The sequence below is a fragment of the Bradyrhizobium erythrophlei genome (assembly GCF_900129505.1).
GTDB lineage: Bacteria > Pseudomonadota > Alphaproteobacteria > Rhizobiales > Xanthobacteraceae > Bradyrhizobium > Bradyrhizobium erythrophlei_D.
In genome coordinates this window covers 9,038,241-9,052,660 of record NZ_LT670818.1, presented here as the reverse complement: position 1 = coordinate 9,052,660, position 14,420 = coordinate 9,038,241, and the positions used below count along the sequence as shown (strand labels likewise).

The following is a 14,420-nucleotide window of genomic DNA, read 5'->3' as shown; positions in this document are numbered from 1 at the left end:
GATCAGGACGCGTCTTCAGACATGCACCGCGGCGCGAACCCGGCCCGCATTGCCGAAGACGCGCAAATAACGCTCGACTTCAGACTCGATGCCCGTGGCTTTTTCCGGGTTGTCGGAGAGCTTGACGGCGGGCCTGCCGTCGACCGACGTCACCTTGCAGACGATCGAGATCGGATCGAGGTCGACCGAACCATCCGGCGCGCAGCCAACGAAGTCATTGGTCAGGTTGGTGCCCCAGCCGAAGCTGATCCGCACGCGGCCGGCAAAATGGCGGTAGGTTTCCTCGATCGATCCGACATCCATGGCGTCCGAAAACACCAGCAGCTTTTTCCGGGGGTCGCAGCCCATTTGCTTCCACCATTTGATGATCTCTTCGCCGGCCGGAATCGGCGGCGCGCTGTCGGGCCGAAAGCCGGTCCAATCCGCCACCCATTCCGGCGCGTCGCGCAGGAATACCTTGGTGCCGAAGGCGTCGGGAAGGGCGATCAGAAGGTTGCCGCCATAGGTGTGGCGCCATTGATCTAGTATGCGGTACGGCGCCCAGCGAAGTTCGTCGTCGTCATTGGCCAGCGCTGCGGCGACCATCGGCAGTTCATGCGCGTTGGTGCCGATCGCTTCGAGATCGTTGTCCATCGCCAAGAGGACGTTGGAGGTGCCGGTGAAGGATTGTCCGAGACCTTCCTTTACCGCCTCGACGCACCAGCGCTGCCACAGGAAGCCATGGCGCCGCCGCGTTCCGAAATCGGACAGCCGCAATCCGTCCAGCTTGCGCAGCCGTTCGACCTTGCTCCAGAGCTTTGCCTTCGCGCGGGCATAGAGAACGTCGAGGACGAACCGGCCTTGTCCCTTCATCGCCTGGCGCGAACGCAACTCGTTGAGGATGGCCAGCGCCGGGATCTCCCACATGGTGGTGTGGGTCCACGGTCCGTGGAAATGCAACTCGTACTGGCCGTCGACCTTTTTAAGCTCGTATTCGGGGAGACGGAACGCGGCGAGCCAGTTGATAAAGTCGGGCGAGAACATCTGGGTCTTGCCGTAAAACGTATTACCGGCAAGCCATATCAGCTCCTTCTTGGAAAAGCGGATGGTGCGGGCATGATCGAGCTGGGCGCGCAGCTCCGTCTCGTCGATGATCTCGGCAAGCCGCACATGCCGGCTGCGATTGATGACCGAAAAGGTCACCTTCTGGCTCGGGTAGAATTCCCGAATCATCTGCAGCATCAATAGCTTGTAGAAATCGGTATCGAGCAGGCTCCGCACGATCGGATCCAGCCGCCAGCCGTGGTTGTAGGTTCTGCTCGCAATGTCTGTGACTGCCATAGCCCGAACTTTATCCCGCTGGAAGCCATGCAACCAGTGGCTTTGTGGCAGTCCTGCCCCGGAAATCCCGCTGGCAGAACCTTTGCGTTGGGCTAGGGTTTCACACGACCAACTCTATCGCAGGTGTAAAATGCAGGTTCGCGACGACGATGTGCTGCTGATTATCGATGTCCAGAACGATTTCTGTCCCGGGGGCGCGCTCGCGGTCGCCGACGGGGATGCCGTGGTGCCCGTCATCAACAGCCTCGCCGATCGCTTCGGTCATGTCGTGCTGACCCAGGACTGGCATCCGCCGGCCCACAGCTCGTTCGCCAGCTCACATCCGGGCTCTGCGCCTTTCGGAACCATCACGATGCCCTATGGCCAGCAGACCCTCTGGCCGGATCACTGCGTCCAGGGCACGCAAGGGGCGGCCTTTCATCCGCAATTGAAGACGGATCGCGCCGAGCTTGTGATCCGCAAGGGCTTCCGCGGTGAAATCGATTCCTATTCCGCGTTCTATGAGAATGACCGGCGCACGCCAACGGGGCTGGCCGGCTATTTGCGCGAGCGCGGCCTGAAACGGATATTCCTGGCCGGGCTCGCCACCGATTTTTGCGTCTTCTACTCCGCAGCCGACGCGCGCCGGCTCGGCTTTGATACCGTAGTCATCGAGGCCGGATGCAGAGCGATTGATCTGGCGGGTTCGCTCGATGCCGCCTGGACGGAGATGGCAGCAGCCGGCGTGCAGCGTGTCGACAATCTCGGTTAGCGCGATGGTCTGATCACGCGGTTCGCGTGTTCCGGTTCGGCATTCCGCCGAGCGCGACGATTTCGGCGCTCAATTGCTCGACGGTCGTGCGATGCCGCATCGCCGTTTGCCGGATCAGCGCAAACGCGTCCGTCTCGGAGAGAGCGTGGACGCGCATGATCTGCAAGACGGCCGCAAACACCACCCGGCGGGAGCGGATGCGGTCTTCCAGTCTTTCGAGGTGGGCGGCTTCGTCCATTTTCCGTTGCGCGGAATCGAAGGCAACCACCAAAGCGGTATAGAGCCCCGCCGAGCGCAACGGCTTGACCAGGAAGGAAGCCGGCCGCAGGTCCAAAAGCCACTTCAACCGGCTCGGCGTTTCCGTTCCGATCAGCGCGATGATCGGAGCCAGGGATTTCCACGCCGTGGCCGGCTCGGATTTGATCGGAATGCTGTCGGCATCCAACACGATGACGTCGACGGCCTCGACCGGCGGCGATTCCTCGTTCGGGTCATGCTCGGAAATCGTCATGCCCAGCCGGTTGAGCTGGCGGCGGACAATCGAAATCTCGCGCTCGTCTCTCATCACCATGAGGGCGCGACGGCCGCGGACGGAGAAAGGCGATAGCCTTGTCATTTCACGACACGCAGATGGTTTGACCGCCTCATCATCGTATCATTGCTCTTTTCCTGCCTTGTGCCAATCGTTGCCAGATCGAGGTTCGAAAGATAGGGGTCCGGCCGTTCGGGGGCGTCGGCTTCCCAGAAGATCTCGAACTGGCCACCAGGCACGGAGCGTGCCAGCCGGGGCGTCAGGAAGCAGTGATTATTGTCGGGATCGACCCAGACGGGCCCTTGCGGGGAGTCATAGCGGTGATTAGCCGCAGCACGGCGGACCGCGCCGACATCCGCCGAGCCTGCGCGCCGGATGGCGCGGGCCAGCAACATGACGCAGACATAGGTCGACAGGGCGTCGACCGACAGGGTGCTGTCCGCGCCGTAGCGCGCCTGCCAGCGTGCGACAAACGCGCGGTTTTCCGCGCCATCGATGCTCTCGAAATAGGCCGACGAGGTGATGCATCCGACGGAGGCCGACGAGCCGATCAGCTTGAGCTCCGGTTCGCACAGGCTGCAGCTCAGCATGGGGATTGAAAGGCCTGCGCGCGTTGCCGCCTGATGCAGCGCGCGCATGAAGGCATAGCTGGATTCGCCGACCAGCGTGTTGAACACCGCCGGCGGCTTTCGTTCGATGATCTCCTTGACGATATGGTCGACCGCGGTTTCGCCGAACTCGAGCAGGCGTTCGGCGAGAATGCGGCCGCCGGCGCTGGTGACGATTTCGCGAATGACCCGGTTGGTTTCCCACGTCCAGACATAGTTGGAGCCAGTGCAGAACACGTCGCCGGAGATATGGTCCAGCATATGCCGCACCAATGGTACGACGTGCTGGTTGGGCGCGGCGCCGACGTAGATGACGTTTTCGCTGCTTTCGAATCCTTCGTATCGCGCCGGATGCCAGAGCAACCGTTCGGTGAGCTCGACAATGGGAATGACCTGCTTGCGGGAAGCCGAGGTGTAGCAGCCGATGATATGGTCGACGTGTTCCTCGCGAATGAGCGCATCGCATGCGGTGTGATAGGCGGCGACGACCCCGCCGGGATCTCGCAGATGCGGCGCGAACACGAAATCGAACTGATCGCTCTGATTGATTTCGTCGATCGCCATCAGCGCGCTCTTTCGCATCTCGCCCGCCATCATGGCGTAAGGTCCCGATTGGGAAAACACGAGACCAAGAGGGATGGACGGCTTTTTCATCTGTAATCCGGGCGTTGCGTGGCAGGCGATCTCAGCCCAGGAAGCCCAGTCTGTCATCTCGTATCGTCGAGCGGCGCTGCGCGTTGTTTGGGCTATCGGCGCTTAAAAAAGGTGCCGGCATCGCATTGACAAGACTGGCGACGCCAAGTCACAATCAAATTGTACGCTAATACGTGCATTGCGAAACAGTTCTCGCGCAGCCGATGACGTCTGCGGGGCGACCTCCGAAAATTTCGTTCTGTAATGTAGGCCTACGCGACCTTTGATAGCAGCGGCGTTGATGCCATTCGAGACCTCTTCGGGTCACGGATGGCTTTTTTCGTTTGTCTTCCGAAAGACAACAAGAGGGTGAGCATGTCAGTACGGCTTCCGACATTGGAGCAAATCGAAAAACTCGGATCCAATTTCGGTCTCGTTTTCAGCGCTGACGAGCTTGCGGCCTTTCAGCAGGCCTTCAAGGGATCGCTGGTCTCCTATGGCCGGCTCGACGAATTGGTCCCGCCCGCCTTGGCGCCGGTTCCGCCACGATCGCCTGGATACCGGCCCTCAGCGTCGGAGAACCCTTACGGCGGCTGGTATTGGAAGACGGATATCCGGAGCGGTGCAAAGGGTCTGCTCAGCGGCAAGAAGATCGCGATCAAGGACAACATTTGTGTCGCCGGCGTTCCCATGATGAACGGCTCGGCGCTGCTCGAGGGCTATGTCCCGGAGATCGATGCCACTGTGGTCACGCGCATTCTTGAAGCCGGCGGCACCATCGCGGGCAAGGCGGCCTGCGAAGACCTCTGCTTCTCCGGAGCAAGCCATACCTGCGCGGGCGGCGTGATCCGCAATCCGCACAATCCCGAGCATAGTGCCGGCGGTTCGTCGGGCGGAAGTGCGGCGCTGGTCGCGTCCGGCGAAGTGCCGATGGCGCTCGGCGGAGACCAGGGCGGATCGATCCGCACGCCGTCCAGCTGGTGCGGCATTTATGGATTGAAGCCGACCTGGGGCCTGGTGCCGACCACGGGTTCGATGCCGATCAGCTATTCCGTCGATCATTGCGGTCCGATGGGTGCATCCGTCGAGGACGTCGCCCGGCTGCTTACGGTCATCGCGGGTCATGACGGCTGGGATACAAGGACGATCTCGGCGCGTACGGGCGATTACATGGCCGCCGTCGGCAAGCCGGCAAAGGGATTGCGCGTCGGCATCCTGCGCGAAGGATTTGGCCATCCCGAAAGCGATCCTGCCGTCGATGCCAAGGTGCGCGAAGCGATCGCGGCCTTGAGGCAGACGGGCGTCGAAGCGGAAGAAATTTCGATTCCCTGGCATCTCGACGGGCCGCATGTCTGGAGCGGCATCATCCTGGAAGGCGCGGCCGAGATGATGCTGAAGGGATACGGCGTCGGCAACAACATCCAGGGCTATTATCCGCTTTCGATGCAGGAAGCCTTTGCCCGCGGGATGGGGACGCGGATCAACGATGTCTCGCCGACCGTGAAGCTTGTGCTGATGCTCGGCGAATATATGCATCGCAACTATCACGGGCGCTATCATTCGAAGGCGCAGAACCTGCGGGTGCTGCTGCGCCGCGCCTATGATGCGGCGCTGGAGAAATTCGACGTGCTGGCGATGCCGACGATTCCATTCACGGCCACGCCGATACCGCCGGCCGATGCACCGCTGGGCACCCTGATTGACACGGCACTCAACATGCAGGCCAATACCTGTTCATTCGACGTATCCGGAAATCCCGCCTTCACCATGCCATGTGGACGTGTCAACGGTTTGCCGGTCGGGCTGATGATGGTGGGCCGCCATTTCGAGGAAACCACCTTGATTCAGCTTGCTGCGGCGGTCGAGGCCGGCGGCGACTGGAAGCTGAACTAGCGCGCAATTAGGCTGTGACCTGATGTCGGTATGGTATTTGCACTGCTTTGGGCTCACGCGTTGACGAGTTGAGAATACCGCGATGATCACCGATCCCCGGCTCAAATCCCCGATCACGGCAAAGCGCGCCTCGGATCGCCTATCGCAAACGGGTGCGCTGGATGGCCGCGGATTACGGCTTCGACGAGATCGACGCCTGCACGCTACCCAGTCAGGCCGGGGGCATCCGGTTGGAGAACGTGGGCGATCGGAAATACGCGATGGGCGTGCGTCAATTTTGAAAAAATATCTGGTCTCATGATTTTTCGGCAACCTCGAGGAGGACTACTGCAATGAAACTCAATCGCAGAAAATTCGTACAGGGCACGGCGGCAACCCTTGCTGCCGGCACCTTCGGTTCCAGCGCCTGGGCGGCGGACGAAATCAACGTCGCCAGTATTCACGATCTCTCGGGCGGGCTCGACATCTACGGCAAGCCGATGGTCGACGCGCTGACGCTCGCGGTCGAAGAAGCCAATGCGGCCGGCGGCCTGCTTGGAAAGCAGATCAAGCTGATCAACTACGATACCCAGTCGAACATGCAGCTTTACACTCAGTTCGCGCAGCAGGCGGCGTTGAAGGACAAGGTTGCCGTCGTGCATGGCGGCATCACCTCCGCCTCGCGCGAAGTGATCCGGCCGGTGCTCGACAAGTTCAAGACGCTGTATTTCTATAACACCCAATATGAAGGCGGCGTCTGCGACCGCAACCAGTTCGATACCGGCGTGACGCCAGCGCAGACCGTGGAAAAGCTCGTGCCCTACGCCATGAAGAAGTGGGGCAAGAAAGTCTATGTCGTCGCGGCCGACTACAATTACGGCCAGATCACGTCGCAGTGGGTGAAGAAATACGTCACCGAAAACGGCGGCGAAGTCTCATCGATCGACTTCTTCCCGCTCGACGTCACCAATTTCGGCCCGACCATCTCCAAGATCCAGGCGGCGAAGCCGGACTTCGTGTGGTCCGCGCTGGTCGGCGGTGCGCATATCTCGTTCTATCGCCAGTGGGCGGCGGCCGGCATGCGCAAGAGCATTCCGATGGCGTCGACCACCTTCGCCGTCGGCAACGAGCACATCGTGCTGTCGCCCGACGAATGCAACGGCATGCTGGTCTGCTACAACTACTTCCAGGATTTGAAGAACAAGGCCAACGAAACCTTCGTCGCCGCCTTCCACAAGCGCTTCGGCGCCGATTATCCCAACGTCACCGAACTCGCGATGGGGACCTACCAGGGGTTCCGCCTGTGGGCCGAGGCGGTCAAGAAAGCCGGCAGCATCGACCGCCTGAAAGTAATCGAGGCGCTGGAAACCGGCATCAGCATCGATGCGCCGTCCGGCAAGGTCACGATCGACCCGCCGACGCATCATTGCGTGCTCGACGTGCATATCGCCGAGGTCAACGACAAGAAGCTCAACGTGCTGGAAGACTTCGCGCAGCAGAAGCCTGCCGATACCGCCGCGGTGTGCGATCTCATCAAGAACCCGACCGACAACCAGCAATACGTGATCAAGATCTAAAGGACGGTTGGATCTCGCATGCGTTGGGAAAGATAAACGTGGATTTCGTTGTTCTCCTGGCGATCCAGGTCCTCTATGCGGTTGCCAGCCTGGCGCTGATCAGCGTCGGGCTGGCCATCATCTTCGGCATGATGCGGGTCATCAATCTCGCCCATGGCGAGTTTCTGATGCTCGGCGGATATGCCGCGATCGTCGCCACCAGCCGCGGCGTCAACATCTGGGTTGCGATTCTGGTGGTGGCGCCTGTTATTGTCGGCCTCATTGGGATTATCGTCGAGATGACGATCATCCGCTTCCTGTATGGCCGCATGGTCGACACCATGCTGGCGACCTGGGGTCTCAGCCTCTTCCTGGTGGGGCTGACGACCGCGATTTTCGGCAATACCACGGTCGGCATTTCGGCGCCGCTGGGCAGTTTCCAGATCGGCGCCTATCGCACCAGCGGATACACGCTGTTCGTCATCGCGGTGTCAGCGGTCGTGATGGCGGGCATCTTCGCGGTGCTGCGCTTCACGCGGCTCGGCCTGATCGCCCGCGGCACCATGCAGAACGCCAACATGGCCGCGGCGCTCGGGGTCAATCCGCCGCGGGTCTATGCCATCACCTTCGGCATCGGAGCCGCCCTGTCGGGCCTCGCCGGCGCGGTGCTGGCGCCGGTCTCCGGCGTCTTCCCTACCATCGGCGTCGCCTATGTGGCGAAATCCTTCATCACCGTGATCGGAGGCGGTGCCGCGATTCTTAGCGGAACCGTGTCTGCATCGGTACTGTTCGGCACCATTAATCAGATCGCGACCTTCTTGACGACGCCGGTGTTTGGCGAGGTCGCGCTGCTGGCCACCGCCATCGTCCTGATCCGCCTGCTGCCGCAGGGCATCACCGGCCGCTTCTTCCGGAGAGGCCTGTGAACGCCCGCACCCTGAACTATCTCGGCCTCGGACTGGTCGGCATCGTCGGCATCGCCTTTCTCATCCTGACTCCGCGTCTGGCCGAACTCGATACCGTGCTCGAACTCACGGTCTACATGATCATGGCGATCCTCGGGCTCAGCCTGGCGCTGATCTGGGGCTATGGCGGCATCCTGTGCTTCGGCCAGTCGGCGTTTTTCGGACTGGGCGCCTACACCTACGCGATTGCCATGTTCAACATGGGCGAAAGCACCATTCCGTTCCTGCTGGCCATCGCGCTGCCGGCGGCGTTCGCAGCGCTGCTCGGCTATTTCATGTTCTACGGGCGCATCAGCGACGTGTATCTCGGCGTGATCACGCTGACGGTGACGTTGATCCTGTTCAATTCGATCAATTCCACCGCCGGCCCGGAATTCCATATCGGCACGGCGCGGCTCGGCGGCTTCAACGGCATCCCGGGCATCCCGCCGCTCAATTATCCCTTCAACAAGACTGCGTCGGTCGATCTCGAAGGCATGTTCTATCTTTCGACGGCGGCATTGCTCCTGACCTATTTCGGACTGCGGCTGCTGCTGGCCAGCCGGTTCGGCCGCATCATCGTCGGTATCCGGGAAAACGAACGGCGCGCCGAACTCCTCGGATACGATCCGCGGGCCTACAAGCTCGTGACCTTCACCATCGGCGGCGCGCTGGCGGGCTTCGCCGGATGCCTGTTCGCCAATTGGGGAAATTTTGTCAGCCCGACCATCTTCGGATTGGCCCAGTCCGCGCAGATCATCATCTGGGTGATCGTCGGCGGGCGCGGCACGCTGATCGGTCCGATCATCGGCTGCATTGGCATCCAGTGGCTCACCACGGCGCTCGGGGCGAACCAGCCCAGCGGCTCGGACTGGTGGACGAAGCTGCTCGCCAATGCGCCGCTGATTTTCGGTGTCATCCTTATTGCGTTCGTGCTCCTGGTGCCGAAGGGATTGGTGCCGACGCTCGGGGACTTCGGCCAATGGCTGCTGCGGGCGCGCACGCGCCGGGTCGCAACCAGCCTCGAGCCCAAGCAGGCGGAGGAGGGGTGATGGCCGAGCCGCTTCTGCAAACCCGCGATCTCAGCATGCATTTCGGCGGCGTCAAGGCGGTCCGCAACGTCAATTTCACGCTGGCCGAAGGCGAGCTGCGTTGCCTGATCGGGCCGAACGGTGCCGGAAAAAGTACGTTCTTCAAGATGCTCACCGGACAGCTGCAGCCAAGTCTCGGCCAGGTGCTGTTCCGCGGCCACGACATTTCCCAGGCCCACGCCCACGAGATCGCGCGTCTCGGCATCGGCATCAAGACCCAGGTGCCGAGCGTGTTCGACGGCCTGGACGTGCGCGAAAATATCTGGCTGGCGGCGAGCCGCATCCATCCCCGCGATCGCGTCAACGCCGTGGTCGACGAGATGCTGGAACGCATCGGCCTCACCGGTGCTGCGAACCGCCTGGTCGGCCAGCTCGCCCATGGTCAGCGGCAATGGGTTGAACTGGGCATCGTGTTGTCGACCGATCCTGACCTTATTCTGCTCGATGAACCCGCCGCCGGCATGACACATGAAGAAGTGAACAAGACCGCCGAACTCGTGCGCGAGATCAATCGCACCAAGGCCCTCATCGTCGTCGAGCACGACATGCAATTCATCCGCATGATCGCCAAGCAGGTGACGGTATTCAATCAAGGCAGCGTGCTGGTGGAGGATTCGGTGGAGAATATCCTGCGCAATCCGCTGGTGCGCGACGTCTATCTCGGCAAGCAGGCAGCCGCATGATGCTCAACGTACAGGGGCTGTGCACGGGCTACGGCCGCATCCCGATCCTCAACGGGGTGAACTTTGCCGTCAAGGTCGGGGAGTTCATCGGAATTCTCGGCCATAACGGCATGGGCAAGACGACGCTGCTCAAGGCGCTGATGGGATTCTTGCCGGCGACCGCCGGGACCGTCCGTTTCGATGGCCACGACGTGACCACGGCCGAGCCCTATCAGCGTGCGCGGCTGGGGCTCGGCTATGTGCCGCAGGGGCGGGAAATTTTCCCCGGGCTCACGGTTTACGACAATCTGCGCATGGGCTGCACCAAGGAGACGGGCGGCGAGCAGGAAACCATCGAGGAAGTGCTCGAGGAATTTCCACGCCTCAAGCCGCTGCTCGATCGTTCCGGCGGCGCGCTGTCCGGTGGCGAGCAGCAGCTCCTGGCGCTCGCGCGCTGCCTTTGCGGCAAACCGCGCCTCATTCTGCTGGATGAGCCGACCGAGGGCATCCAGCCCTCGATCATCGACGAGATTGTCGAGGTCCTGCAGCGCTTGCGCGACAACAGCGGCCTCACCATGATTCTGGTCGAGCAGAATCTCGACTTCATCGCCGCGCTATCGCGACGGATTCTCATCATTCAAAAGGGCACCATCACCCGGGAGTTGCCGCCGGACGATCTCGCCGATGCAAGCCTGGTCGGCGAATTTATCGGAATCACCACGTAAGGCCCGACTGAGCGGGCACGATCCAAAGGGGAGAAGCACCATGGCAGTCAGAAGACCGACACTCGATCAATTGCGCAGCGTCGCCGAGGATCTCGGCATGCACATGGGCGAAGAGGAACTCAAATCCTACGACGCCCTGATGCAGGGCAATTACGCCGCTTATGACATCGTCGATGCCATGACCGATTATGTCCCGGCCGTGACCTATCCGCGTACGCCCGGCTATCGCCCCGAGGGCGACGAGAACAAGTACAATGCGTGGTACTTCAAATCGACGGTCAAGGGCGCGCCCAGCGGCAAGCTCGCCGGCAAGACGGTGGCGCTCAAGGACAATGTCAGCCTCGCCGGCGTGCCCATGATGAACGGCGCCTCGACCCTCGAGGGCTATGTCCCCGATGTCGATGCGACCATCGTGACGCGCATCCTGGACGCCGGCGGCACCATCCTCGGCAAGACCCATTGCGAGTATTTCTGCTTTTCCGGCGGCAGCCACACCAACGCGACCGGCCCGGTGCATAACCCCCACAAGATGGGTTATTCGGCGGGCGGTTCGTCTTCGGGCAGCGGCGTCGTGGTCGCACTCGGCGAAGCCGATATGGCGATCGGCGGCGACCAGGGCGGATCAATCCGTATTCCCTCGTCGTTCTGCGGCATCTACGGCATGAAGGGAACGCACGGCCTCGTTCCCTATACCGGGGTGATGCCGATCGAAATCACGCTCGATCACACCGGGCCGATGACCGGCAATGTCCGCGACAACGCGCTCCTGCTCGAGGTGCTGGCGGGCGCCGATGGCGTCGATCCCAGACAGATCGCGCCCAAGGTCGCCGAATACACCAAAGAGCTCGAAGGCGGCGTCAAGGGAATGCGCATCGGCATCGTCAAGGAAGGTTTCGGACTTGCGGTTTCCGAACCCGAGGTCGATGCCAAGGTCATGGCGGGGGCCGAGCTGTTCCGGAAACTCGGCGCCACTGTCGACGAGATATCGGTGCCGATGCATCTGCTGGGCCCCGCGATCTGGCTGCCGATCGCGGCCGAAGGCGGTACCGAGTTCATGATGAAGGGCAACGGCATGGGGACCAACTGGCGCGGTCTCTACAACACGACGCTCTTGGACGCGCACTCCGCCTGGCGCCACCGGGCCGACGAATTGTCCGACAGCCTGAAGATCACGATGCTGGTCGGCCACTACTTCACCAAGCACTATCGCGGTCACTTCTATTCCAAGGCGCAGAACCTGAACCGCAAGCTGCGCGCCGCCTACGACGCGGCGCTGAGCAATTACGATCTGCTCTTGATGCCGACCTTGCCGATGAAGGCGACGCCGCTGCCGCCGCTGGATGCGCCGCGCGAACTCTATATCCAGCGCGCGTTCGAGATGGTTCCCAACACGGCCCCCTTCAACGCCAGCGGACATCCGGCGATGACCATTCCCTGCGGGATGAGCGACGGCCTGCCGATCGGGCTGATGCTGATCGGCAAGTATTACGACGAATCCGTCATCTACCGCGCCGCCGCCGCGTTCGAAGGCGCGGGCGACTGGACGAAAATGTAAGCAGCGATCCGGCCTGCCGTCGGTGACGGCAGGTCGCTTGATCAGGCGATATCAGCAACGGAGGCGACCATGGATCTCGGATTGAAGGGAAAGAACGTCCTGGTGACCGGCGGGAGCAAGGGGATTGGGCTCGCGATCGCCGAGCTGTTTGCGGCGGAAGGCGCTAACGTGGCGATATGCGCGCGCAACGCCGACGAGGTCGGCAAGGTCGTGAAGGTGCTCGCCGCCAAGGGCGTCAAGTCGTGGGGCAAGGGAATCGACGTCGCCGATCCCGCGGCATTGAAGCAATGGATCGAGGGTGCGGCCGCCGAGCTCGGCGGTATCGACACCATCGTCTGCAACGTCAGCGCTCTGGCTGTCGGCGATACGCCGGAAACCTGGGAGAAGTCGTTTCGCACCGACATGATGCATACCGTCAATTCGGTCGCGGCGGCGATGCCATATCTGGAGAAATCCAAATCGGCTTCCATCGTGATCGTCTCCAGCGTGTCCGGGTTCGAGGTTGATTTCGCCGCCGGTTCCTACGGCGCGTTCAAGGCGGCGCTGATTCACTACAGCAAGGGGTTGAGCAACCAGCTGATCGCCAAGGGCATCCGCGCCAACGTGGTGTCTCCGGGCAATACCTATTTCGAGGGCGGCATCTGGCAAAACATCGAGCAGGGCATGCCGGATCTCTACAAGACCGCGATGTCGCTGAACCCGACCGGGCGGATGGGCACGCCGCAGGAAGTCGCCGCCGGCGTGGTCTTCCTTGCGAGCCCGGTGGCGAGCCGCATTTCCGGCACCAACCTCATTATCGACGGCGCTCTCACCAAGGCGGTCTAGCGCTGGCGCCGCTGGCCGACGGCGATCTGCAGCAGCCTCGCCGGATACCTGACCCGGCGAGGCTGACGGCTTGCCTCGACCGGGACGATTTGAGTTTCCCGCAATCTGACGTATGGTCGCTCAAACCTCACCACGAATTGGTGTACGTCAGGCTCATGAATTTCAACGAAAATACCGGCGGCCCCTGGCGCGTCGGGGTGCTGTTCTCACAGACCGGAGTGACTTCTACCGTCGAACAGTCGCAGCTGAATGCGACGCTCCTTGCGATCGAGGAGATCAATTCCAGCGGCGGCGTGCTCGATCGCATGATCGAGCCGGTGATTTACGATCCGGCGTCCGATCCGAAACAGTTTCGCAGCCTGGCCGAGCGCTTGCTCGAGATCGATCGCATAAGGTTGTTGTTCGGATGCTACATGTCGAGCACCCGCAAGGCGGTCTTGCCGGTCGTCGAGAGCCACCGCGGCCTGCTGTTTTATCCGACGCTCTACGAGGGCTTCGAATATTCGAGGCACTGCATCTATACCGGCGCGGCGCCGAACCAGAATTCGTTGCAGCTTGCGAGGTTCCTGCTGTCCACCTACGGCAACCGTTTTCTGCTGGTGGGATCGAATTACATCTATCCTTACGAATCCAATCGTCTGATGGCTGATTTCGTCGCGCAGGGCCGCGGCGAGGTGCTGGACGAGATCTATGTTCCGCTCGAGGTCGGTGCGGGGGATTTCGACAAGGTCATCAGCCGGATCAAGAAGACCTCGCCTGACGTCATCTTCTCGACCGTTGTCGGGCGGGGCACGTCGGTATTCTACGAGGCCTATCGGAAGGCCGGGTTCGATCCGGCGAAGATGCCGATCGCGAGCCTGACCACCAGTGAGGCGGAAGTCGCGGAAATGCATCGCGAGGCGGCCGAAGGCCATATCACGGCCGCGCCGTTCTTCGAGACCTCGTCGTCGGCCTCTGCGCGCCGTTTCGTGGAAAGCTTCAAGCGCAAATACGGTCCGGATGCGCCGGTGCCGGCCGCCGCGGAAGCAGCCTATTTCCAGGTTCATCTGGCGATGCGCGCTCTGGCGCGCTGCGGATCCGACGATCCGGAGCGGGTGCTGAAGGAGCTGCGCGACTCGGAATTCGACGCCCCTCAGGGCCGGGTCCGGATCGATCCGGAAAACAATCACACCTATCTGTGGCCGCGGATCGCGCGACTGGACAAATTCGCCCGGTTCCAGACAGTCTGGAATCCCGGCGTGCGGATCAAGCCGGACCCCTACTGTGTCGTACAGAGCCTTGACGACTGGTCGGTCGACGACCTTCAGACGGTTAGCCACTGAGGTTCTGAGCGTAGGAGCAGACGG

The 14,420-nt window shown here is 61.8% G+C and carries 13 protein-coding genes and 1 pseudogene; 11 read left to right on the top strand and 3 right to left on the bottom strand.

Translation table 11 applies throughout. The features are described from left to right. Positions 1-15: 15 nt before the first annotated feature. The gene (gene pncB, locus B5525_RS42835) at positions 16-1,320 is read right to left on the bottom strand and encodes a nicotinate phosphoribosyltransferase (protein WP_079572535.1); all 1,305 of its coding nucleotides are present in this window, start codon (positions 1,318-1,320) and stop codon (positions 16-18) included. 130 nt (positions 1,321-1,450) lie between these two features. Here pncB and pncA point away from each other — a divergent pair, with 130 nt between their 5' ends. Further along, a complete protein-coding gene (pncA, locus tag B5525_RS42830; RefSeq protein WP_079572533.1) occupies positions 1,451-2,071 on the top strand; it encodes a bifunctional nicotinamidase/pyrazinamidase in 621 nt (206 codons plus the stop codon). Between the two features lie 13 nt (positions 2,072-2,084). Here the strand turns inward: pncA and B5525_RS42825 are convergent, their stop codons facing one another. Together B5525_RS42825 and B5525_RS42820 are read right to left on the bottom strand one after the other, a co-directional pair. Continuing rightward, entirely contained in the window at positions 2,085-2,642 is a 558-nt protein-coding gene (locus tag B5525_RS42825) for an ANTAR domain-containing response regulator (protein ID WP_244567774.1), read from the bottom strand. A 41-nt stretch (positions 2,643-2,683) separates the two neighbouring features. Then, complete coding sequence (locus tag B5525_RS42820; protein WP_079572530.1) at positions 2,684-3,865, bottom strand: transporter substrate-binding domain-containing protein; 1,182 nt, start codon at positions 3,863-3,865, stop codon at positions 2,684-2,686. A gap of 354 nt (positions 3,866-4,219) precedes the next feature. On the opposite strand from B5525_RS42820, the gene B5525_RS42815 reads away from it, so the two are divergent. The 10 genes and pseudogenes from B5525_RS42815 (at position 4,220) to B5525_RS42775 (ending at position 14,396) form a co-directional block, all read left to right on the top strand. Continuing rightward, a complete protein-coding gene (locus tag B5525_RS42815) occupies positions 4,220-5,737 on the top strand; it encodes an amidase (RefSeq protein WP_079574517.1) in 1,518 nt (505 codons plus the stop codon). 125 nt (positions 5,738-5,862) lie between these two features. After that, a pseudogene (locus tag B5525_RS47075) lies at positions 5,863-6,038 on the top strand (acetamidase/formamidase family protein); the annotation flags it as partial. Positions 6,039-6,069: 31 nt separating this feature from the next. Then, positions 6,070-7,293, top strand: a complete 1,224-nt coding sequence (locus B5525_RS42810) for an ABC transporter substrate-binding protein (protein WP_079572528.1) — start codon at positions 6,070-6,072, stop codon at positions 7,291-7,293. A gap of 38 nt (positions 7,294-7,331) precedes the next feature. Beyond that, positions 7,332-8,198 carry a branched-chain amino acid ABC transporter permease gene (locus tag B5525_RS42805; RefSeq protein WP_079574514.1) on the top strand — a complete coding sequence of 289 codons (867 nt, stop codon included), beginning with the start codon at positions 7,332-7,334 and terminating at the stop codon, positions 8,196-8,198. Next, positions 8,195-9,268, top strand: a complete 1,074-nt coding sequence (locus B5525_RS42800) for an ABC transporter permease subunit (RefSeq protein WP_244567773.1) — start codon at positions 8,195-8,197, stop codon at positions 9,266-9,268. The genes B5525_RS42805 and B5525_RS42800 overlap by 4 nt, the downstream gene beginning before the upstream one ends. Next, complete coding sequence (locus B5525_RS42795; protein WP_079572526.1) at positions 9,268-9,990, top strand: ATP-binding cassette domain-containing protein; 723 nt, start codon at positions 9,268-9,270, stop codon at positions 9,988-9,990. Before B5525_RS42800 ends, B5525_RS42795 begins: the two co-directional genes overlap by 1 nt. After that, positions 9,987-10,694 carry an ABC transporter ATP-binding protein gene (locus B5525_RS42790; protein ID WP_197687894.1) on the top strand — a complete coding sequence of 236 codons (708 nt, stop codon included), beginning with the start codon at positions 9,987-9,989 and terminating at the stop codon, positions 10,692-10,694. The genes B5525_RS42795 and B5525_RS42790 overlap by 4 nt, the downstream gene beginning before the upstream one ends. A gap of 40 nt (positions 10,695-10,734) precedes the next feature. Further along, positions 10,735-12,249, top strand: a complete 1,515-nt coding sequence (locus tag B5525_RS42785; RefSeq protein ID WP_079572525.1) for an amidase — start codon at positions 10,735-10,737, stop codon at positions 12,247-12,249. A 69-nt stretch (positions 12,250-12,318) separates the two neighbouring features. Beyond that, positions 12,319-13,074, top strand: coding sequence for an SDR family NAD(P)-dependent oxidoreductase (locus B5525_RS42780; RefSeq protein ID WP_079572523.1), 756 nt, complete (start codon positions 12,319-12,321; stop codon positions 13,072-13,074). Between the two features lie 155 nt (positions 13,075-13,229). Then, positions 13,230-14,396, top strand: coding sequence for a transporter substrate-binding domain-containing protein (locus B5525_RS42775; protein ID WP_079572521.1), 1,167 nt, complete (start codon positions 13,230-13,232; stop codon positions 14,394-14,396). Positions 14,397-14,420: the final 24 nt, after the last annotated feature.